Genomic DNA, 21,885 nt, shown 5'->3' with positions numbered 1-21,885 from the left:
CTGATCCCGGGCCGGATCAGGCCAGTTCGATCTTCTTTTTCGCCAGCACGGCCCGTACCTCTGCATAGGCGGGGTGGGCCCGGATCTCCTCGAAGGTGATCGCCTGTGCCGTCTTCTGCGACAGGTCGGGTTCGAGATCCGCGCGGCTGATCCGATCCTGCAGCGTCAGGAAGCGGTCGGTATCCTCCGCGAATGTCGCGTTGATCCGCTCGAGGATCGCCTCGGAGAGCAGGGAGCGCTTCGGGAAGGGATCGAAGGGCGCGGCGATGCGCCGGATCTTGCGGCTGATCTTCAGGAACTGCTTTTGCGACGTCCGCTTGGCAGAGGCCAGCACGCAGGTCTCGAAGGGCGTGGGCGAGCTGTTCGCTGCGCCTTTTTCCAAGGCCGGCAGCGCCATCTCGACGCCCAGGCTGGACATGAACTGCTCTTCCGGCGGCGGGAAGCTGCGGGACAGGAAGTGGACCTCGACATTGTCCCGGCCAAGCTTGCCCTGCCAGAAGGCGAGGCTGCCGCTGAACCGCATCTTCTGACTGGTCACGGTCTTGAAGGTGGTGTTCTCCAGAACGTCTTCGAGAGGCGTGTCGTAGCGCCCGGCCTTGATGGCCTGGGTGTAGTGGGACAGCAGCCAGTCCACCCGGGGGCGGTAGAAGATATGGCCGACGACCCGGTCGAAGCTCTCGAAGATGAAGTCGAGGTTCGCACGCTTGCCCATTTCCGACACGCCCTCGGAGGAGAGCACCGTCAGCGGTGCCTCGGAGGTCTCCAGAAAACGCACGAGCGCGGGGCGGGCCGCGTCGGGATCGTAGTCAGGGTTGTTGTGCTTGAAGACGGCCTGTTTCTGTTCCCCGTGCAGGGTCATGATGAAGGGCGTCAGGTTCCCGATCGCCTTGCCGGCGAGATCAGGGTAGCAGACGCCGCCTGCGGCCAGGGCCTCACGGTGGGCCCGAAGGTAGGCCTGCAGGGAGCTGGAGCCGCACTTCGGCATGCCCATGTGCAAGTGGAGGATACGTGTCATCGCGTGCGTGTCGTCTCTTGCCGCGGTCCCCCCAGAGGGGGGACCAGGATCAGATCAGGTGGCGGTCCGGCTGAAGACCAGCGGCGGGATGCCGGAGATTCCTTCCTTCAGGGTCTCGATCCCCTTGAAGCTGGCGTAACGGTCCCGGGTCTGCTGGTCCCCGCGGCCGCGCACCGCCTCCGTCGCTTCGGTCAGCTTCTCGGCATCCACGGCAAAGCCGAAGCCGTCGAACAGCCGCTGCAGCGCGGTCCGGGCGGTGTCCTCATCCCCGGCGTAGAGTTCCTCGTAGGAGATCGTTGCCGCCTTGGCGCCGGCCTTCTTCAGGGCGCGCCAGCATTTGTTCAGCTTGTCGTTCGCTTCGGTCTCATGGGCGACCAGCTTGGCCACGTCGAGCGGCTCCTCGAAGGCCTCCGCATCGGCCCCGGGTTCGAGCGTACGGCTGGGCCCCCAGGAGCGGGTGCGCTCCGCGTATTCCATCGAGAGCAGCCGGCCGGTCGGGTTCTCCCGGTAGAGGAACAGGTGCACGTAGCCCGCCTCCACAGAGGCCGTGGCCAGGGATTTGCTCACCGCCATGGGGACGCGTTCGACGCAATGCTTGATGTTGCGCTGCAGGGCGCAGACGTCCTTCATGCCCTTGTCGAGGGCCTCGGTGTCCTTCGAGGCCTTCCAGTCCCGGGTCAGGTGACCGTATTCCCGGCGTCCGTTGAAGGGCTCGTCCTGCACCTTCTGGAAGGCCGAGTTGCGGTTCAGGAAGCTGTGAAGGTTGGTGCCGCCGGTCCGCTGCAGGGTCCAGATGACGAAGGGTTTGGCAATTTTGTCAGTTTCCAAGGGACTCTTCCGTAATTGTCTAGGCACGGCCGTTGGCCATGCGCGGCGCCTGGGGTCAGAACGTGGCCTTGTCGAACATCGCAACCTCGTCGTAATTCGCGACGAGTTCCTGGTTCGTGGCGCTCTTCTGACGCTTGAGCGGAATCTTCACCTCTTGCTTCGGACCGTCGATCTCGAAGATCTTCGAGATCGCCGCCACGCAGTCCTCGGTGGATTTGGCGATGTCCTCGTAATAGATCTCGCTGAAGTTCGCGTCCTTGAAGAAGCTGCGGGTCTTCTCGATATGCTCGCCCTGACGCTCGATGAACTTCGAGAGTTCCTCAGGGTCCAGAACCAGCGGTTCCACGGGAGCCGCCTCGCCATCCCGGGCGAATTTCTGCCACTGGCCGGTCTGTTGCGCGACCTTGTGCGAGAGGAAGACGTCGAAGGGGTTCTGCCGGATCAGGTGGATCACCCGGTCGTTCTTGCGGAAGTTCTCCCAGAGCGGCGCGTTCCACTCCACGTGGTAGTAGAAGATCTTGGCCAGAGCGGGGATTTCCTCTTCGGCGCAGGCTTCCTTGATGTTCCGCCACAGCCGCAGCGGGTTGTTTTCCACCATCTTCAGGATGCGCTGGCTGCCGACCCCAAGCAGTTCTTCGAGGCGGGGCAGGCTGTCGCCGCCCTCGCGAAAGATCTCCTTAACCACGAAGGCGTCGGGGAAGCACTTGGAGTAGACACTGAGAAAGTAGTTCGTCCCCGATCGGGCAGAAGATACGAGAATGTTTCCTTGGGGCATTTATACGGTTCCTTGCGGATCTTTCCGGTCGGTTTTTTGTCGAAACTCCATGGGCTTGAGCCCTCGGAGGACGCTATCGGCAAGCGGACGGCTGGGCAAGGCCAAGATCTGGTGTAGCTTGTCTTCCCCCCCATCGCCGAAGATCTTTGCGATATTTGCAGTGGTTCGGGCATGGTATTGCGAATTCTGGGCCGAGGCGACCTGCGCGGCCATGCGGGTCCGCGCCGTGGTCGAGAAGAGTTTCAGCAGCTTGAAGTGCCGAAGGGTGATCACCAGGTCCGTGTCCCAGATCTCGTGCCCGGGTTCCTTGCGGCCATCGGTGTAATGCAGGGTATGGAAGCCCTGGTTCAGGTGGCGGCCAGCCTGGTGGCGGATCAGCGGGATCTTGCGCAGCGCGTCGAAGGTCCCGAAGCCGTGGTAGCGCGTGTCGAGATGCCAGGAGAGCTGGGCATAGGGGCCGAAGGCCCATTTGATCGATCCGGCCTGGGCATAGGTCTTGGCGATCGGGCTGTCGATGTAGACATGGTGGTCGAAGATCGACAGGAAGTCGGTCTCGACCCGGTCCAGTTCTTCCGGGGTCACGTCGGGGCGCGGGACGAGGTCGACCAGAAGGGCGGCCTGCAGGTCCTGTCCGCGCTCTGCCAGCAGCCGGCCAAGGGCGGGCAGGGTCTCGCAGCCCTCGGGCAGGTCGAGGAACTCGTCCGCGTCGAGGGTTAGCGCCCATTGCCCCTCGTCGAGGTAGGCCTTCATCAGCCCTTCCATCCAGAGGCCCTTGGCGGTGACGAAATTGCCGACCTTGGGCCGGAAGACATGGACGTCGTCATGGGGCAGGGTCTGGCCGATCGGAACATCCGAACCGTCGTCGACGATGAAGAAATGCGCCACGCCGAGGGCTTTGTGGTGCGCATAGAAATCCGGCAGGAAGAGATCGTCGTTCTTCATGCAGGCGAAGATGCAGACATCCTCGGGGCCGATCTCCAGCGTGGCGGGATCGGGCACGCCCTGCATGTGGAACAGGGTGGCCAGGATCTTCTCGCGGGGGACGGTGTCGATCACCCGGTGCCGCCCGGCGATCGCCAGTTCGAGGTAGGTCGTCCGCATCTTCGGCGTGCGGGCGTTCTTCATGAAGCAGAGGCCCTGGTTGAAGCTTGTCATGGCCGCCATGGAGCGGTCGGCCTGGACGTAGCCTTCGTCCTTGGGGTTGGCCGGCGCCACGTGGCGCGGCGCATCCAGTTCCAGGATCGGGTTGCCGACAGCGGCCTCCTCCATGAAGCGCACCGAGCGCTTGGAGCTGAAGCCGTGGTTGTCGGTGCGCAGCCGGACGAAGGGCAGGTCCGGATCCGCGCAGAGCGCGGTCAGCAGCACGTCCATCTCGTCGTACTGGCGCGGCATGAAGCTCTCGTCGTAGCCGAATTCCCGGTAGAGGGCGATCGGCATGCTGATCCGACCCGAGCTGCCGTCGCCCCAGCTGCCGGTGAAATGGTGGAAGACGAAGCCTTCGGGATGCGCCTCGTGGACCTCCAGCAGCTGCCGGGTCTCCTCCAGGGTGACGAAGTTGTCGCCGTCGAGACTGGAGTAGACGGCGCCCCGGGCATAGGGGCGGTGCATGTTCTTGGCCTTGCCGAAATGCCAGCTCTCGAGCGGCGGCAGGAGGAGCATCCGCAGGTAGCCGGAGGCGATGTCCTCGGCGAAGGTCTCGCGCAGCCAGTCGTGGGTCTCGGTATCCTCGTCCATGAAGGCGATGACGAATTCCACCTGCTCCTGAAGCGGGCGGTTCTCCTCGAGGTTCGCCGCCAGCGTGGTGCGGATATCGTCGGGCCGGTTCATGATCGGCGTGCAGTAGGAGATCACCGGCGTCCGGGCGAGCGCCCGGGCCAGGGAGGTGTCCGGTTCCAGCCGGGGCTGTGCCGCCGACAGGCCGCGGCCGAGTCGGTAGCCGAAGGCCTCGTAATGCTGCTGCGGGGACATCCCCATCCGCAGGGCGTCGGGGTATTGGCCGTCATACCACGCGGGATCGAACCCGGCCGAATTCAGGATGATGTCGAAGGCGCGCAAACCGTGCACTGCGATCCTCTTGAGTTGCTGTGGGAATGAGGAGGGCGCTACCGGCGTCCGGTGATCGGACGGGACCCGATCGGGCGGTTCCGGAACGGGCGGGGCCGGAACGAGCGGGTCAGCCGGGGCGGAGCGAGATCAATGGAGGGCCATGTAACGGACGGTTCCTGAAAAGGGATGGACATGGCGAATTCGACTTTTGTGCATGAAAGGATGAGCTTGCCCCGAGTATGTCGGTCAACGTTGCCAGATACAAGGCACGAGCGCCGGGGGACACCCCCGGCCAGCGTCATGTGGCCGGTTCACAGGTCGTAGCCGAAGGCCTCGTAGTCCGCGGCGAAGATCTCGGCGACAAGCTGCCGGGCCTGCTGGGAGACGAGATCCGCCCGTTCGGGACCGGTGCCGCGGTTGCGGGCCGGGGCCTCCAGCGCGCCCTCGGGCAGCGCCCGGCCAAGCCGGTCGGCGATCGCGGTGAAGAAGGCGCCCAGATCCTCGCAGCGCCCGATCAGATCGGGCACGAACAGGGCGGGGCGGATGTTCAGCACCTGCGGCCGGAAATGGGAATCCACCGGGCGGTCGGCGTGGTGGACGAGGTCGATCCGGAGGTAGTCGAGGAACCGCTCGAAGCCCTCGGGCGTATCGGGATGCCGGTTCCAGTCGAAGCCGGTCAGCGCCGACATCCGCGCCCGGTCGGTGTAGAACTGGGTCATGCCCCGCGCATCCGCCTGGCAGAGGTAGCGGAACCCCGAGATCGCCCGGGCCATCGGGTCCCGTACGGTGGCGAGCTTCAGGGTTCTCTGCAGGTAGCGTGCGGGCCGGATCTTGTCGCCGCGCGCCAGCAGGGAGCAGAAGACCATGGTGCGGTGCAGCTCGTGGGCCGCCTGATCCGGGTTCATCCCGTTCAGCTGCTGGAGATGGGCCGTGAGCGGGTGCCCTGTCGTCAGGTGGAACAGGAAGGCGAGGGTCGAGCTGGTGCCCGTCTTGCCCGAGGGCAGGTAGGCCCAGCTCTTGTCCGCCGGCGTGAAGATGTAGTCGAGGAAGCTGTAGGCATCCTTCTCGTCCACGAGGAGCGCCTCGTGGTCGGTGTAGAAGTCCTTGGCGCGCCGCTGCTTCTGCGGATGGCGCGCCGAGGCGATGTTGAAGACCGTCGACGACATGGTGCTGATCTCCTCAGCCGGCCTTGAGATCCTGATCTTCCGGATCGGTCCCCTGCGCGGGCGTGACACCATCGGTGTAGATCTCGCGCAGCTCGGCCACGTGTTCGGCCATCGACTTGGGCGCCATCGCAGAGCGCCAGTAGTCTGCCGGATCGGTCACGCCGTCGAGGATGTGGTTGATCTTGCGCTGGAAATCACGCCGGTCGCCGGCGGTGAAGACGAAGTCGCTGCAATTGCCCAGCTCCTGCGCGCCGCCCAGGTCGGAGGTCAGCAGGGGGATGTGGCGGGCATGCATCTCGATCGCCACCTGGGGCAGGTTGTCTTCCCAGAGCACCGGGATCACGCCCAGATCGACCTCCGAGAGCAGCTCGTCGAGGTTGTCGTGGCTGTAGCCGTCCGCATGGAGCACCGAGCGGAACTGGTCGCTCAGCCGGGCGATCCGTTCCGCCGTGGCCTGGTCGATCATCCGCGAGGCGATCACGAGGTTGATCCGCTCGGCCATCTCGTCCGGCAGGGCCTCGAGCGCGTCGAGCAGGAAGAAGAAGCCCTTGTCGCGCCGCATGTAGCCCAGGTAGGCGATGGTCAGCGTGCCGTCGGCCTTCAGGATCGTGTCCCGGGCGCGGGTCTCGGCGAATTTCTCCGCGTGCAGCGTGCCGATGTAGGAGGTCGTCAGCAGCGCGGGATCGACGCCGAACTTGGCCGCGACCACGCCGACCCGGTCCGAGACGCAGAGCACCCGGTCACAGTTCTTGTTGATCGCCTCGACCATCTTCTCCCGGTGGCGGACATACTTGTGATGGCCCATCTCGACCCGCTGCAGCAGCTTGCCGGCGTTCGGATCCGCGAGCTTGGGCCCGGATTTGCCGAAGCGGCGCCCGTAGAAGCGCAACGCCCGGCCGGCCATGCGCATGCCGGGCATGAAGGCCCGGTCGAAGGTCCGGGTGCCGGGACGGATGCCGCGTTTCTTCAGGTTGTAGGCCACCGAGTTGGCCAGCCGCACGACGCGCTGGTCATGGCGGTGGGGCAGGCAGACCTCGCATTTCCGACCCTTGTCGTAGTCGGTGCAGTTTTCCTTCTCCTGGAACCACAGGTTCACCTGCGGGCAGACCGGGAAGTAGTTGTGCAGGGCGAAGATCACCTTGGTGTCGGGGAAGTGGTCACGCAGTTGCAGCACCGTGGCGGGCAGGCCCTCGATGTTGTTGAAATGCACGACGTCGAAGGGCCCGTGCTTGCGCAGGAAATCGTAGAAAATCTCTTCCGTCGCCGGCTCGTCGAGCTGGCGTTCGTCACCGAAGGCGTGGTGCGCGGGCGAGAGAACGCCGGAATTGACGATCTCGAAGCGGCGCTCGCGGTTCTCGGAAGGGCCGTGCTTGATGCGCTCCCAGCGGGGCGCGTCGGACAGCACGTCGTAGGAAATGCCGGAGCAGAGGAAATAGCATTCGGTCTCCGGATCGGCGTCCAGTTCCCGGATCAGGTTGCGCTGATAGACGCTGACCCCGCCCCCGCGCTTTTCGTCGTCCAGGTAGTCGACCCAGTTGTAGAACAGGATTCTCATATCTTCGCACTGATCTCCGTGAGTTGCTTTTCAAGCCGGCTGACCCGTTCGGTCATGTCTTCCGGGTTCATCCGGTTGATCCGCTGCCGGAGCAGGATGAGTTCTGAAAAGACGAAGCCGATCATAGTGTAGAGTTCGACTTCGGCAGGGTCGACCGGCTGCGGCAGATTGCGCCGGAAATGTTCTGCATGGGGCGCGCCCCCGGGCAATTCTGCCAACCAATCGAGCCCCTCGGCGGCCGCCGCGCGGGCTGCGGCCATCTGGTCGGGCTTGCGGACGACCTGTTCGTCCTGCTGGGCGAAATAGAGGTCGGCCTGGCTGAGGATCGCGTTGATCGTCGGGCGCGGGAATTTCGAGTTCTGCATCATCCGCACCAGCTCGATCACCCGGTCGTCGAGACGCGGGTTGGGATCGGTGGTGTGGCGCACCCGGCGGGCGGGCAGATCGACGCCGAAGATCTTCATGAAGTCCTGGTGCAGCGCGGCCGGGTTCTTGCGGTCGTGCCGGTAGGGCCGGACGATGACGTTCTCCGCCCCCAGCGCCTCGACCCAGGGTTCGAGCGCGTGGCGGTAGTCGTAGTGGATTTCCTCGATCTCGCCCATGACCGCGGCGTTCAGGTCGGGGACCGGGTGGTTCATCTTGATCAGCTGGTTGTACCACGAGCGCAGGTGCGCCCCGGGCGACCGCAGGTAGGCCACGACCTTGATCTCGAGGTCATCGGGCTTGCGGGCCAGCATCTGCTTCAGGATCTCGCGCGACCGGTCGAACTGGCCCAGGCGGATGAATTCCTCGGAGCTGATCAGCGTGGTGTCGAACGTGCTCTCCCGGATGTGGGCATAGAGCTCGTCCCACATCTCCTGCGGCGGGGTGGGATTGGTATAGTCGTACATCATCTTCTCGACCCCTGCGGCGCGCAGGATGGAGAAGGCGAAATCGGAATGCTTCGAGTAGTAGAACCGGACGCGGGGATACTCGACCCCGGCTTCGGTCAGAAGCTCGGTCTCCTCGTCGAAGAAAATCTGCAGGGCGGTCGTACCGGTCTTGTAGTGGCCGATGTGAATATAAAGTGTCTTTGACATGTCCGGCTAACGTCGCGAGAGGCGTCTCTCTGGAAGTGGGCGCCCCAGGCCGAGGCAGGCGGCCTATCAGTGCCGTATAACCGGCCCGGGGGTCAAGCAGTGGCTGGCGCCCTCGGACAGGACCCGCCGGACCGTGTCCGAATTCGCCACAATTGCGCCAGAGAAACAGCCCGCCAGATGACCGTTGCGGCCCCAATTTGGCCCGATAACCGTGGCAAAACGGACTCATGTGCGGGTCAGAATGGCCCGGGGCCGGGATAGCATGGTTTCCACAGCGTCAACCTCTGTGGCTAAATAGCGTCAAAACACGATGGGGCGCTGCACTTCGAGCCTTGCACACAGATAGACAACAAATCCACGTAATGGACACATAGGGTATGGGTATGCCGACGCAATCGACGATTGTCGCCGACGAACTGGATTCGAACGTCATTTCCGAAATCGGTGAAGCAGAGCGCAGCAGCGCCACCGCCACGCTGGCCTCAGCGGCCCTCACTGTGCCCGTGGACGCGATCACCACCGTGCCCGGCACCGCCGGGGACGACAGTCTCGACGGGACCTCCGGCGACGACCTCATGGAAGGCTATGACGGGGACGACACCCTGAGCGGCCAGGGCGGCAGCGATACGCTGAAGGGCGGCAACGGCCGCGACCTGCTCGACGGGGGCGACGGCGACGACGAATTGCGCGGTGGCATCGGGGCCTTTGCGGACACGCTGCTGGGCGGCGCGGGCAATGACCTGCTGGTGGGCGATGACGGCGACGACAGCCTCGACGGCGGCAGCGGCAACGACGAGATCTATGGCAACAACGACGATGACACGCTGATCGGCGGCGGCGGGATCGACAGCCTCTATGGCGGCACCGGCGACGACCTGCTGCAGAGTGCCTCGGCCAGCGGCACCGACAGCGAGGGCGACCTGCTGGTGGGCGGCGACGGCGCGGACACGCTGCTGGGGGACGCGGGCAACGACACGCTGAACGGCGGCGGCGGCAGCGACAGCCTCGACGGCGGCGCCGGGGACGATGAACTCTATGGCGAGGCCGGGCGCGACACGATGTCGGGCGGGGCCGGCAACGACATGCTGACCGGGGCGGCCGACGACGACCGTCTGTTCGGCGGCGACGGCAATGACAGCCTCTTCGGCGGCACCGGCAACGACCGGCTGCAGGGCGATGACGGCGACGACCTGATGAATGCGAACGAGGGCAACGACACCCTCGTGGGCGGGGCCGGCAATGACAGCATGTTCGGCGAGGACGGCACCGACAGCCTGCTGGGCGGCGGTGGCAACGACAGCCTCGCCGGTGGCGCCGGGGCCGACACGCTGGATGGCGGCGACGGCGACGACACGCTGATCGGCGACAACGGCGACGATACCCTCGGGTCGGTGGACATCATCACCGGGGGCCTGGGCAACGACAGCGCCTATGGCGGTGCGGGCGACGACCAGATCGACGGCGACGACGGCGACGACAGCCTCGACGGGGCCGCGGGCAACGACCGGCTGCGCGGCGGCACCCAGAACGACACCCTTCTGGGCGGCGCGGGCAGCGACACGCTGGTCGGCGGCGGCGGCTATGACAGCCTCATCGGCGGCGATGACAACGACACGCTGCTGGGGGGCTGGAACGACGACACGCTCTACGGCGGCGCGGGCGACGACTACCTCGAAGGGCTCGTGGGCAACGACCTGATGGTCGGGGACCTGGGCGATGACCTGATCGAGACCGGCGAAGGCGACGACACCGCCTTCGGGGGCGACGGCAACGACAGCCTCGAGGGCGACAAGGGCGCCGACAGCCTCGACGGTGGCGCGGGCGACGACCGGCTGCGCGGCAGCAAGGGCTTCGACACGCTGGTCGGCGGCCAGGGCAACGACACGCTGGTGGGCCAGGGCGGCGACGACAGCCTCATCGGCAACCTCGGCGACGACACGCTGCAGGGCGGCGTCGGCAACGACACGCTCTATGGCGGCGAGGGCGCCGACTTCCTGGACGGTTACACCGAGAACGACCTGATCGCGGGCAACGACGGCAACGACACGATCGAGGCCGGCGACGGTGACGACACCGCCTTCGGCAACGAGGGCAACGACCAGCTTGAAGGCGGCAAGGGTGCCGACAGCCTAGAGGGCAACGACGGCAACGACCGGCTGCGCGGCGGCAAGGGCTTCGACACGCTCTGGGGCGGCGATGGCCGGGACACGCTGATCGGCCAGGCCGGCGACGACTCGATGTTCGGCAACCTCGGCAACGACACGCTGAACGGCGGCCTGGGCAATGACACGATGTTCGGCGGCGAGGGCAGCGACACGCTGGACGGCGGTGACGGCAACGACCTGATGGTCGGCGACGACGAGGAGGATCCCGTCGGCGGGAACGACAGCCTCGTGGCCGGCGAAGGGGACGATTCCGTCTACGGCGGCGCGGGCAACGACACGCTGGACGGCGGCGAGGGCAGCAACGTGCTGGCCGGCGGCAGCGGCAACGACCTGCTGACCGCGGGGCGCGGCTCGGACACGCTGAACGGCGAGGATGGCGACGACACGCTGATCGCGGGCGGCGGCGACGACCTGATCCTGCTGGGCGGCACCGGCAACGACCTGATCTTCACCGGCAAGGGCAGCGACTATGCCAACGGCCAGGACGGCGACGACACCGTCTGGGGCGAGGAAGGCGAGGACACGGTCGGCGGCTTCTACGGCAACGACCAGGTCTTCGGCGGCCTGGGCGAGGACCATGTCAGCGGCAACTGGGGCGACGACCTCGTGCATGGCGGCGACGGCGATGACTACGTCTTCGGCGACCAGTACGACGACGTGGTCTTCGGCGGCGCGGGCGACGACTACATGGAGGCCAACCACGGCCGCGACCGCTACATGGACGGCGGCGCGGATGATGACGTGATCGTCTTCACCAGCAAGCTGCTGCCGACCCAGACCGTGGCCGACCTGACGGTGACCACCGGCCCCGACTGGGGCGTGACCGGCATCAACGGCGGCGACGGCAACGACGTGGTCTGGGCCTTCGACTTCACCGGCTTCCTCGACGGCGGCGCGGGCAACGACTACGTCGACGGCTCGATGGCGCGGGCCGAGACCGTGGATGCCAACGAGGATACGCTCTCGATCGAGGGCGGCACCCGCCTGCTGGGCGGCGCGGGCCATGACATCATCTCGTCCGGCGGCAGCGACAACGTCATCTTCGGCGACCGCAGCGTGGCGCTGCATGCCTATGTCCTCGCGCTCGACAGCCTCGAAGGGGCCTACGAGGGCACCGCGAGCTGGGAGGAGAAGGTCGACTGGATCTTCGACTACGGCAACTCGCTGCTGGCCAGCGGCGACGGCCTGGCCGCGGCCACCGAGGCCGTGTCGGACATCTACGTGATCGGCAACAACCACACCTACATCAGCGGCCAGTACATGGAGGACGGCGAGGCCGCCGTCGTGGCCACCCCGGGCACGGGCACGAACATCATCATGGATTTCGACCCGCTGCTGGACAAGCTGGACCTCAGCACCTTCAACGGCGCGGCCGATTACCTCTTCTCGCTCTTCGTGCAGAACGGCGACGACGTGGAGATGACCACCGGCCGCGGCACGATCATCCTGAAGAACACCCTGCTCAGCGACCTGACCACGGACATCTTCGATCTCGACGGTCTCTCCGCCGATGGCACCGGGTCCTTCATGGACGACTTCATCGAGGTCGGCGTGCCGCCGGTGATCGCGGATGAACCGGCGGACGAGGAAATCCAGGTGGTGATCCTCGACGACACCTCGGAGAGCTTCGACGAATCCAACGCCCATGACCACACCTGGTTCATGTCCTCCCTGACGCTGGAGGAGCAGTTCACCCTGGACGGCACCGCCCAGTCCCTGGGCTTCGGCGACGACATCTACTTCGACAACGACGAGGGCAACTCGCTGGCGGGCAACGCCGGGCGCGACATCATGGTGATGTTCGGCGGCGACGACGACATCCACGGCGACGACAAGCCCGACTTCCTGCTCGGCGGCGTCGGCGACGACCTGTCGGAAGGCAACCGCGGCGACGACATGATGTGGGGCGAGTCCGGCCATGACCTGCTGATGGGCGGTTTCGGCAACGACTGGCTCGACGGGGGCGCGGACAACGACGCGCTGACCGGCGATTTCGGCGACGACTTCCTCGTCGGCGGCGGCGGGGACGACGGGATCGACGGCGGCTACGGCGACGACCTGATCCGCGGCGATGCCAGCTTCACCCTCGAGGAATTCCGCACCTGGGTGATCACCCAGTGGTTCGAGACCACGCTGGAAGACTACGATCCGGCGGTCCACAGCGCGGGCTACTTCGACCTCGAGAACCTGCAGATCCGTCCCGAGTTCTACGACCCGGCGGTCAACGGCTCCTGGTACGACATCATCATCCCGGCACTGGCGACCCTCGGCGACGTGGCCGATGGCGACGATGTGCTCTACGGCGGCTTCGGCAACGACACGATCTACGGCAACGGTGGCGACGACATCCTGAAGGGTGGCCAGGGCACCGACTGGCTCGACGGGGGCACCGGCGGCGACAGCATCTATGGCTGGAGCGGCGACGACACGATCCTCGGCGGCGGCGGGGACGACCTTGCCAGCGGCGACGCGGGCGAGGACAGCATCACCCTCGGGATCGGCAACGACACCGGCCAGGGCGGCGACGGGCGCGACACGATCCATGGCGAAGCGGGCATGGACGTGCTGCTCGGCGGCGCCGACGAGGACCTGCTCTATGGCGGCATCGGCGCCGATACGCTGAACGGCAACGACGGCGACGACACGCTCTACGGCGAGGAGGGCGATGACCGTCTCTTCGGCGAGGACGGCGCGGACACGCTCGAGGGCGGCGACGGCAACGACACGATGGTCGGCGGTGCGGGCAACGACACCATGATCGGCGAGGCCGGGGCCGACAGCCTCTTCGGCGACGAGGGCGAGGACACGCTCGACGGCGGCGATGGCAACGACACGATGGTCGGCGGCGCGGATGACGATACGCTGATCGGCGGCACCGGCGACGACGAACTCTACGGCGATGCCGGTGACGATGAGCTCTACGGCAATGCCGACGACGACCTTCTGGTCGGCGGCGGCGGCGACGACACGGTCCTCGGCGGCCTCGGCAACGACGAGATCTACGGCGGCGCGGGCAATGACTCGCTGCTCGGCGAAGACGGCAACGACGAGATCTGGACCGGCGACGGGCAGGACAGCGTCTGGGGCGGTCTCGGCAACGACACGCTGGGCGGTGAGGCCGGCAACGACCTGATCCGCGGCGAGGACGGCGACGACCTCCTGACCGGCGGCGACGACGAGGACACGCTGATCGGCGGCATCGGCGACGACACGCTGAACGGCCAGTCGGGCGACGACTACGTGCTCGGCGAAGACGGCAACGACAGCCTCTTCGGCGACGCGGGCAGCGACACGCTGGTGGGCGACAAGGGGCTCGACACCCTGCGCGGTGGCGGCGGCAGCGACGTGCTGACCGGCGACGCGGGCAACGACGAGCTCTACGGCGACGAGGGGGACGACAGTCTCGATGGCGGCGCGGGCGACGATTTCGTCCTCGGCGGCGCCGGGCGCGACACGCTGCTCGGCGACATCGGCAACGACACCATGTGGGGCGGTCTCGGCAACGACACCCTGCAGGGCGGCGACGGCGATGACAGCCTCGGCGGCGAAGACGGTGCAGACCGCATCCTCGGCGAGGCCGGCAGCGACACGCTGATCGGCGGCGACGGCAACGACACGCTCAACGGCGGCGGCGACGGGGACGACCTCTTCGGCGGCACCGGCAACGACGTGCTGATCGGCGGGGTCGGGGCGGACAGCCTCCTCGGGCAGGACGACGACGACGTGCTCGACGGGGGCGCCTGGCTCGACACGCTGCGCGGCGGCGCCGGGGACGACAGCCTCGATGGCGGCGACGATGCGGACGAGCTCTATGGCGATGCCGGCAACGACACGCTGCTGGGGGGCGACGGCGACGACTTCCTCGTCGGCGGCGACGACCAGGATTCCCTCGATGGCGGTGGCGGCAACGACACCCTCTGGGCCGGGGCGGGCGACGACACCGTCCTGGGCGGCGGCGGCCTCGACAGCCTCTACGGCGAGCAGGGCGACGACCTTCTGGTCGGCGGTGGTCTCAACGACGGGATCTTCGGCGGCGCCGGGGCGGACACGCTGGAAGGCCAGGGCGGCAACGACCTGCTGAGCGGCGGCGACGGGGCGGATGTCTTCGTCTTCAGCGGCGCCGATTTCGGCAACGACACGCTCGATGGCTTCTCCACCGCGGCCTACAACGCCGATCACGACGTGCTCCAGTTCGTGACCGGCAATGGCGAGGCGACCAGTTTCGCCGAGTTCATCGCCGCATCGACGCAGGTCGGCTCGGACGTCATCTACGACATGGACGGTGACGGGGTGAACACGATCACGATCCAGGGCACCTACCTCGGCAACATGACCTCGGACGATTTCCTCTTCGTCTGATCATGCTCCGGTCCTGACCCACACGGAAGGGGGCGCCATGCGCCCCCTTCTCGCGTTTCAGCTCATCAGCGACCAGCACCCCGTGGCGCGCAGATACATCCCGTCGGCGCGCCGGGCATCCGCCGCGTCCCGCACCGAGAGGCTGGCCGCGGTGGTGGTCGGTGCCGCGTCCAGCACGACCGCGGCCAGCACCGTTGCCACCGCGGTTCCGGTCACCACCGGCGGCTCCGCGAAGGCCGCCGGGAAGGTCCAGCCCGTCGCTGCCGCGGCCGAGGCCGTCATGCTGTGCCAGCATTCCATGAAGCCGCAGGCAAACCGACGGTAGCGTCCGTTCGCGCCGCTGCCGGATTCGATCAGCGCCCCGGTCGGGCGGCCCGCGCTCTGCGTCACGCTGCCCAGCACCGACCGCTGGGTGAACAGCCGGTCCCAGTCCTCCCAGGTGCCGCTGGTCTTGCCCTGCCAGAACAGGTGGTCCCCGCTGGCACTGCCCACCAGGCGGATGCTGCGGCTCGACGTGATCCGGACCTGGTATCCCGCCCAGGCCATGTCCGCGACCGGCGGCGCATTGGCCGGTACGCTGTTCACCGATGGGTTCGCGAAGAAATGCGTCGCGTTGAGGTTGTCCGCCATGTCGGCGCTCGAATCCAGGGCCACTGCCGTGGCCCCCAGCCCGAAGGCGCCCACCGGCATCAACTGCCCGGCGCTGCCGTCCTCGGGCGCCTGCTGCACGCAGGCCCCGCTCGCCAGCCCGGTGGCGGGATCGAAGCTCAGCGCCGTTGTCCAGGCGCTGCCATCAGCCGAGACCTTCAGCGCCAGCGCATTCGTCCCGGCCAGCCCGATCTCCGCATGACCGGTCCAGTCGCTCTGCAGCAGCAGGGTCGCGGTCTCGCCGGTGGCGGCCTTGTTGATCTTCAGCTGGTGGCCGCCACCGGCGTGGGTAAAAAGGCTGGCAGGCCCGGCCACGGACAGCGGGTTCGCCGTGCTGGCCGCGGTCCCGATGCCGATCGCCTCGATCTCCGAAAGGTCGACGGGGGGATGCACCCAGCCGGTGCCGTCCCAGATCCGCAGGGCGCCTTCGGCAAGGTCCCAGACCCGCCAGCCCGGCTGCGGGGCGCGAAAACTCCAGGCGCCGTCGGCCCAGAGCGCCAGCGCGCCGTCCTGCCCGGCCCAGGCCCCGGTGGCCCCGCTGCCCAGCACATGGGCCTCGCCCTCGCCGGGAACCGCGGGCGGTGTCACGCTGCCGATCGCGGCCACGCTGGACTGCACCAGCAGGTCGAGCCCTGCGAGCGCCGTGTTCACGGTCACATGTTTCTGGGCCTGGGCCGGTTGCAGATAGGGCAGGGCAAGACGGGGGGAACTGTCAGACATGGGCCTCTCCATAGCTGCGGCGAGACCCTAGGCAGGGCGGCTGAAGGAAAATCCAACTGCCCGCCCCGTCGGTTAACGATTCCACAAGACCGCAGAACCCGTCATAACGGCAGGTAACGACCGGCGGCCCGGCCCGGCGGCGCAGTTCGAACCAGTGAGGACGGTCATGATTACCCCAGTCATTCTCTGCGGCGGCTCCGGAACCCGGCTCTGGCCCCTGTCGCGCCGCAGCTTCCCCAAGCAGTTCGTCCCCCTGCTGGGCGAGACGACACTGTTCCAGGCCTCCGCCCTGCGCCTTTCGGGGGCGGAGTTCGCCCGTCCCCTCGTGCTGACCAATGCCGACTTCCGCTTCGTCGTGGGCGAGCAGCTCACCATGGTGGGGATCGACCCCGCCGGGGTGCTGATCGAACCCGAGGGCCGCAACACCGCCCCCGCCGTCCTGGCCGCGGCGCTCTGGCTGGCGCAGACCGACCCGAAGGCGCTGATGCTGGTCGCCCCCTCCGACCACGCGGTCGACGATCCCGAAAGCTTCCGCGCGGCGGTGGCCGCCGGGGTGCCCGCCGCGCAGGCCGGCCAGCTGGTCACCTTCGGGATCCGGCCGGACCGGCCCGAGACCGGCTATGGCTATCTCGAACTGGCCGAGGCCCCGGAGGATTTCGGCCCGACCCCGCGCGCCCTGAAGCGCTTCGTGGAGAAGCCCGATGCCCCCGCGGCCGAGGCCATGCTGGCCTCCGGCAGCCACCTGTGGAACGCAGGGATCTTCCTCTTTGCCGCAGAGACGATCATCGCCGCCTTCCGCGCCCATGCCCCCGAGCTGATCGGGCCGGTCGAGGCCGCGATCTCCGGCGGTCATCCCGATCTCGGCTTCTTCCGGCTCGATCCCGCCGCATGGGCCGGGGCCTCGGACATCTCGATCGACTACGCGGTGATGGAGAAGGCGGACAACCTGACCGTCATTCCGTACGAGTCCGGATGGTCTGATCTCGGCGGCTGGGACGCGATCTGGCGCAGCGGCACCCCCGATGCGCGCGGCGTCGCCCTCTCCGGGGCGGCGACGGCGATCGATTGCGACGACACGCTGCTGCGCTCCGAGGATCCGGGCATCGAACTCGTGGGCCTCGGCCTGCGTGACGTGATCGCCGTGGCGACCGCGGATGCGGTCCTGGTGGCCGACATGTCCCGGGCGCAGGACGTGAAACTGGCGGTCTCGGCCCTGAAGGCGCGGGGCGCGAAACAGGCCGAGACCTTCCCCGTCGATTACCGCCCCTGGGGCTGGTTCGAGAGCCTCGTGCAGGGCTCCCGCTTCCAGGTGAAGCGGATCACGGTCAAGCCGGGCGGCATCCTGTCGCTGCAGTCCCATACCCACCGGGCCGAGCACTGGATCGTGGTCGAGGGCACCGCCCGGGTCACGATCGACGACGAGGTCAAACTGGTGAGCGAGAACCAGTCGGTCTACATCCCGCTTGGCGCGGTGCACCGGATGGAAAACCCCGGCAAGGTGCCCATGGTGCTGATCGAGGTGCAGACCGGGGCCTATCTCGGCGAGGACGACATCGTGCGCTACGAGGACGCCTACGCGCGGGACTGACAGGGAGCATGACGGGGGGCATGACGGGCGTTCCCGGGCCCGGGGGCGTCGCGATTCGAGCGTCCCGGGCCGAGATGGAGGCCCGGGCCCGCATCCGGACAGACCCGGCCTCTTCCGCCTGCATCCTGCACGCAGAAGAGGCACCGGTTGACCAAAGGTCAATCTTTACGGGCACTAGGCCCGCAGGACGGGCGCCCGTCGGGCGCATCGTTGCGACCACCCTGCCCTTGGTGCGACAAAAACCAATCCCCGCCCGGGCGGTTACCGCCTGCACACAGCTTGACAACTCTGTGTGATATGCAAAACATGGGGCACGTTTTCGCAACTCTAAGCGGACACGTTTGATCGAATACATTTAAAACACATCTCTTAATCTATTCAGTTAGTGACTTAATTCCGGAGCCAGAAGCAGTCCCTGCGCCACTTATTTCCGGCGCGCCCCATCCCCCCTCTGAAAGGAATGTCCCTAAGAACCCCTTGGGGATTTTTTTGTAAGGACGGAGACGGCTGGATTGTTCTTGTAAATCTTTTTCGCAGCCACGGCTGCACGTGCGGAGAGGACTTTGAAATGAGCAACGCGAGCAATATTGCCCCCAATGCATTCGATGTCAGCGATACGAGACGGCGGAGCGCAGACAGCCTCGACATGGGGGCGCAGGTCGGCAGCTTCACGCTCAACACCGACAAGGTAACCCCCGGCACCGGCGCCGTCCTGAACGCGCTCGTGGAGCCCGGCACCGAGGCCGAGGCGGAGACCACCGCCGAGGAGACCTCTGCCGAGGACACGCTTCCCGACCTGGAAGAGACCGCCTCCGATGACGCCTCCGAAGGCTCCGACGCGGGCGGGCTGATCACCGCGGATGCCGAGGGTGACGAGACCGGCACCGCGCAGACCACGGATCTCTTCACCGCGGTGGATGCGGGCGAGGACGCCCGCGAGGCCGCCCCGGTTCAGCTGTCCCTGAACACCGCCTCCAGCAGCAGCGCGATGCCCGCCCTCGGCGGCAGCGCCTCCCATGCCGCACCCTCCTCCGGTCCCATCTCGGGCCCCATCTCCGGCGTGACCGCAGCCGCAGGGGACACCGCAGACGCAGGCACCACCACGACGGCCTCCGGCGAGGGATCGGGCACCTCGAACATCGCTCCCGACACCGAGGCCAGCCTCTCCTCCGCCAGCCTCTCGGCCCCCGCGGCCGCGACCTCGATGAACACCATCGCGACCTACCTGAACGAATACAACACCAGCAGCACCGCCAACGACTTCTGGGACGAGTTCTGGGGCGGCGGCGCCGATACCGTGACCCCGCACTGGAACCTGACCAGCAGCGGCACCCAGGCCCAGGGCGGCACCATCTACTACAACGTGGCCGGCAACTGGTACGATGCCGACGGCCTGACCGATGACGGCGCCGACGCCACCACGAAGATGAACGCGATCCGCCACGCGCTGAACATCTACGAGGACATCCTCGGCATCAACTTCGTCGAGACCACCGTCAGTTCCTCCGCGACGGTCGACCTTGCCTTCGGCAACGAGACCTCGGGCCGCGCCTTTGCCAACTTCAGCCTCGGCAGCGGCGGCGAGATCTACAACGCCTATGTCAACATCGCCGAGAACTGGAGCGGCGTCGGCAACATCGGCGATTACTACTTCCAGACGGCCCTGCACGAGATCGGCCACACGCTGGGCCTCGGCCACTCCGGTCTCTACAACGCCGGCAGCGGCACGCCGACCTACAACGACGCCTACTGGGAAAACGACACCATCCAGTTCACCATGATGTCCTACTGGGCACAGGCGAACTACACCGCACCGGGGGAATCCACCCCGAGCGGCGCCTTCCTGGGGAGCGTGGACCTGATCAGCCCGATGTCCGTGGACTGGCTGGCACTCGACCGGCTCTATGACGGGATGGGCTACGGCATCGACGATGGCACCACCACGGGTGACACCACCTGGGGCTTCAACTCCACCTGGTACGACTGGACCCCGACCACCAGCGGCCCGGTCGAAGGCTATGCCAACACGGCCTATGCCTCGCTGGACACCCTGCTGGGCAGCACCGCCGTGACCATCGTCGACGGCGGCGGCAACGACACGCTGGATCTCTCCGGCTATGCCAACAACACCAAGATCAGCCTCGAGGTGACCTACGGCAGCGATATCGCGCCCGCCTTCTCGAATGTCGCGGGCCTCATCGGCAACCTCGCCATCGCCCCCGGCACCGTCATCGAGAATGCGATCGGCGGCGACGGCGATGAAGAGATCATCGGCAACAGCTCCGCCAACATTCTCGAAGGCGGCGGCGGCAACGACACGATCGATGGTCAGAGCGGCAACGACACGATCGATGGCGGCGACGGCGACGACAGTCTGATCGGAGGCTATGGCGTTGATTCCGTCAGTGGCGGCGCGGGCAACGACACCATCTACCCGGGCAACGGCGGTTTCAACGCCGGCGAAGTCTTCAACGGGGGTGGGGGCACCGATACGCTGGAGATGAGCTCCTATAACAACGACTACGATATCGACCTCGCCGCGGGCGAAATCGACACCATCCTCGGCGGCTACCTCTCGACCGTCTCCGGCATCGAGAACGTCAATGCGGGCAACGGCGACGACAGCATCGTCGGATCGAGCGCAAGCAACGTGCTCGACGGTGGATCCGGCAGTGACACGATCTTTGGCGGCGGCAATGCGGACACCCTGATCGGCGGGGCCGGCAATGACCAGCTCTATGGCGGCTTCCACACCGACAGTGTCTCCGGCGGCGCCGGGAACGATACGATCTACGCGCTGGACGGTGAATACTACGACAGCGTGGACGGGGGCACCGGCACGGATACGCTGGATCATTCCGCGGCGACCTACAGCGGCACGACCTTCGATTTCCTGACGGAAACCATCACGGGCACCGGCCTGAACGGCGCCTCCGCCACGTTGGTCAGCATCGAGATCTATCAGGACGGCTCGGGCGCCAACACGATCATCGCCGACAACTCCGGCGGGGAGTTCTACGGCAACGACGGCGATGATACGATCGTCGCGGGCCTCAACGCGGCCGAGACGCTGGACGGCGGCGCCGGCACCGACCTGCTGGACACGAGCACGTACGACTTCAGCTACGTCGTGAACCTGGCGACAGGCCTCACCGACTGGACCGGCGAGAGCTTCGTGAACTTCGAGGACCTGATCACCGGGGACGGAAACGACACGCTCACCGGCACCACGGGCAGCAACGTCATCGATGGTGGCGCCGGGAACGATTCCATCAACGGCAACGGGGGCGACGACACGCTGATCGGCAATGCGGGCAACGACACGCTGGTCGGTCAGGGCGACGGCGACTCGTTCGACGGGGGCGACGGCGACGACCTCATCCAGATCAACTACGTCGGCGACAGCACGATCGCCGGCGGCGCAGGCACCGACACCGTCGATATCCTGACCTACGGGGTCACCTCCACGCTCACGAACCCGCGGACCCTCGATGTGGACCAGGGCTATTCCATCGGTGGCGGCGCCTTCCAGGGCACCTGGTCGGGGATCGAGAACATCCTGTCCTGGGCCAATGTCGAAGTCACGATGATCGGCAACGGCTCCGACAACCTCCTGCAGGCCTCGAGCCAGAACGACACGCTCCTCGGCGAAAGCGGCAACGACACGCTGCTGGGTCTGGCGGGCAAGGACTCGATCGACGGCGGCGCTGGCGATGACACGATCAACGGCGCCGGGGGCCGCGACACGGTCGACGGCGGCGACGGTGCGGATTCCATCGTCGGGGGGAATGGCCACGACGAACTCCATGGCGGCGGCGCTGACGACACCATCAAGGGCGGCGGCGGCAATGACACCGTCTGGGGCGACAACGGTCGGGACGTGATCTACCTCAACAACGGGGCCGATCTCTTCAACGACAACGCTCAGGACGGGACCTACG

Annotated in this window: 11 protein-coding genes; 3 read left to right on the top strand and 8 right to left on the bottom strand. The window is 66.8% G+C overall.

What is annotated here, in order from left to right; genetic code table 11:
* Nucleotides 1-16 precede the first annotated feature (16 nt).
* The 7 genes from LCM32_RS20595 to LCM32_RS20565 all read right to left on the bottom strand — a co-directional run bounded on the left by LCM32_RS20595 (nucleotide 17) and on the right by LCM32_RS20565 (nucleotide 8,464).
* Entirely contained in the window at nucleotides 17-1,015 is a 999-nt protein-coding gene (locus LCM32_RS20595) for a hypothetical protein (protein WP_224822965.1), read from the bottom strand.
* Between the two features lie 54 nt (nucleotides 1,016-1,069).
* Complete coding sequence (locus LCM32_RS20590) at nucleotides 1,070-1,843, bottom strand: hypothetical protein (RefSeq protein WP_224822964.1); 774 nt, start codon at nucleotides 1,841-1,843, stop codon at nucleotides 1,070-1,072.
* Between the two features lie 55 nt (nucleotides 1,844-1,898).
* Nucleotides 1,899-2,618, bottom strand: a complete 720-nt coding sequence (locus LCM32_RS20585) for a hypothetical protein (RefSeq protein ID WP_224822963.1) — start codon at nucleotides 2,616-2,618, stop codon at nucleotides 1,899-1,901.
* On the bottom strand, nucleotides 2,619-4,682 hold the full coding sequence (locus LCM32_RS20580) for a glycosyltransferase family 2 protein (RefSeq protein WP_224822962.1): 2,064 nt from the start codon (nucleotides 4,680-4,682) through the stop codon (nucleotides 2,619-2,621).
* A 293-nt stretch (nucleotides 4,683-4,975) separates the two neighbouring features.
* Complete coding sequence (locus tag LCM32_RS20575; protein ID WP_224822961.1) at nucleotides 4,976-5,830, bottom strand: sulfotransferase family 2 domain-containing protein; 855 nt, start codon at nucleotides 5,828-5,830, stop codon at nucleotides 4,976-4,978.
* Between the two features lie 13 nt (nucleotides 5,831-5,843).
* Nucleotides 5,844-7,385, bottom strand: a complete 1,542-nt coding sequence (locus tag LCM32_RS20570; protein ID WP_224822960.1) for a glycosyltransferase — start codon at nucleotides 7,383-7,385, stop codon at nucleotides 5,844-5,846.
* A complete protein-coding gene (locus LCM32_RS20565; RefSeq protein ID WP_224822959.1) occupies nucleotides 7,382-8,464 on the bottom strand; it encodes a sulfotransferase family protein in 1,083 nt (360 codons plus the stop codon). Before LCM32_RS20565 ends, LCM32_RS20570 begins: the two co-directional genes overlap by 4 nt.
* A gap of 377 nt (nucleotides 8,465-8,841) precedes the next feature.
* Here LCM32_RS20565 and LCM32_RS20560 point away from each other — a divergent pair, with 377 nt between their 5' ends.
* Nucleotides 8,842-14,988, top strand: coding sequence for a calcium-binding protein (locus tag LCM32_RS20560; protein ID WP_224822958.1), 6,147 nt, complete (start codon nucleotides 8,842-8,844; stop codon nucleotides 14,986-14,988).
* A 57-nt stretch (nucleotides 14,989-15,045) separates the two neighbouring features.
* Here the strand turns inward: LCM32_RS20560 and LCM32_RS20555 are convergent, their stop codons facing one another.
* Complete coding sequence (locus tag LCM32_RS20555) at nucleotides 15,046-16,356, bottom strand: DUF2793 domain-containing protein (protein WP_224822957.1); 1,311 nt, start codon at nucleotides 16,354-16,356, stop codon at nucleotides 15,046-15,048.
* 166 nt (nucleotides 16,357-16,522) lie between these two features.
* Here LCM32_RS20555 and LCM32_RS20550 point away from each other — a divergent pair, with 166 nt between their 5' ends.
* On the top strand, nucleotides 16,523-17,944 hold the full coding sequence (locus LCM32_RS20550; protein ID WP_224822956.1) for a mannose-1-phosphate guanylyltransferase/mannose-6-phosphate isomerase: 1,422 nt from the start codon (nucleotides 16,523-16,525) through the stop codon (nucleotides 17,942-17,944).
* A 568-nt stretch (nucleotides 17,945-18,512) separates the two neighbouring features.
* On the top strand, nucleotides 18,513-21,885 hold a 3,373-nt coding region (locus LCM32_RS20545; protein ID WP_224822955.1), incomplete at its 3' end, for a M10 family metallopeptidase C-terminal domain-containing protein.

It is taken from the genome of Pseudooceanicola nanhaiensis (assembly GCF_020171315.1).
Classification (GTDB): Bacteria; Pseudomonadota; Alphaproteobacteria; order Rhodobacterales; family Rhodobacteraceae; genus Pseudooceanicola; species Pseudooceanicola nanhaiensis_A.
The sequence above is the reverse complement of the archived record's forward strand: the minus strand, read 5'-3'. Positions and strand labels throughout refer to the sequence as shown.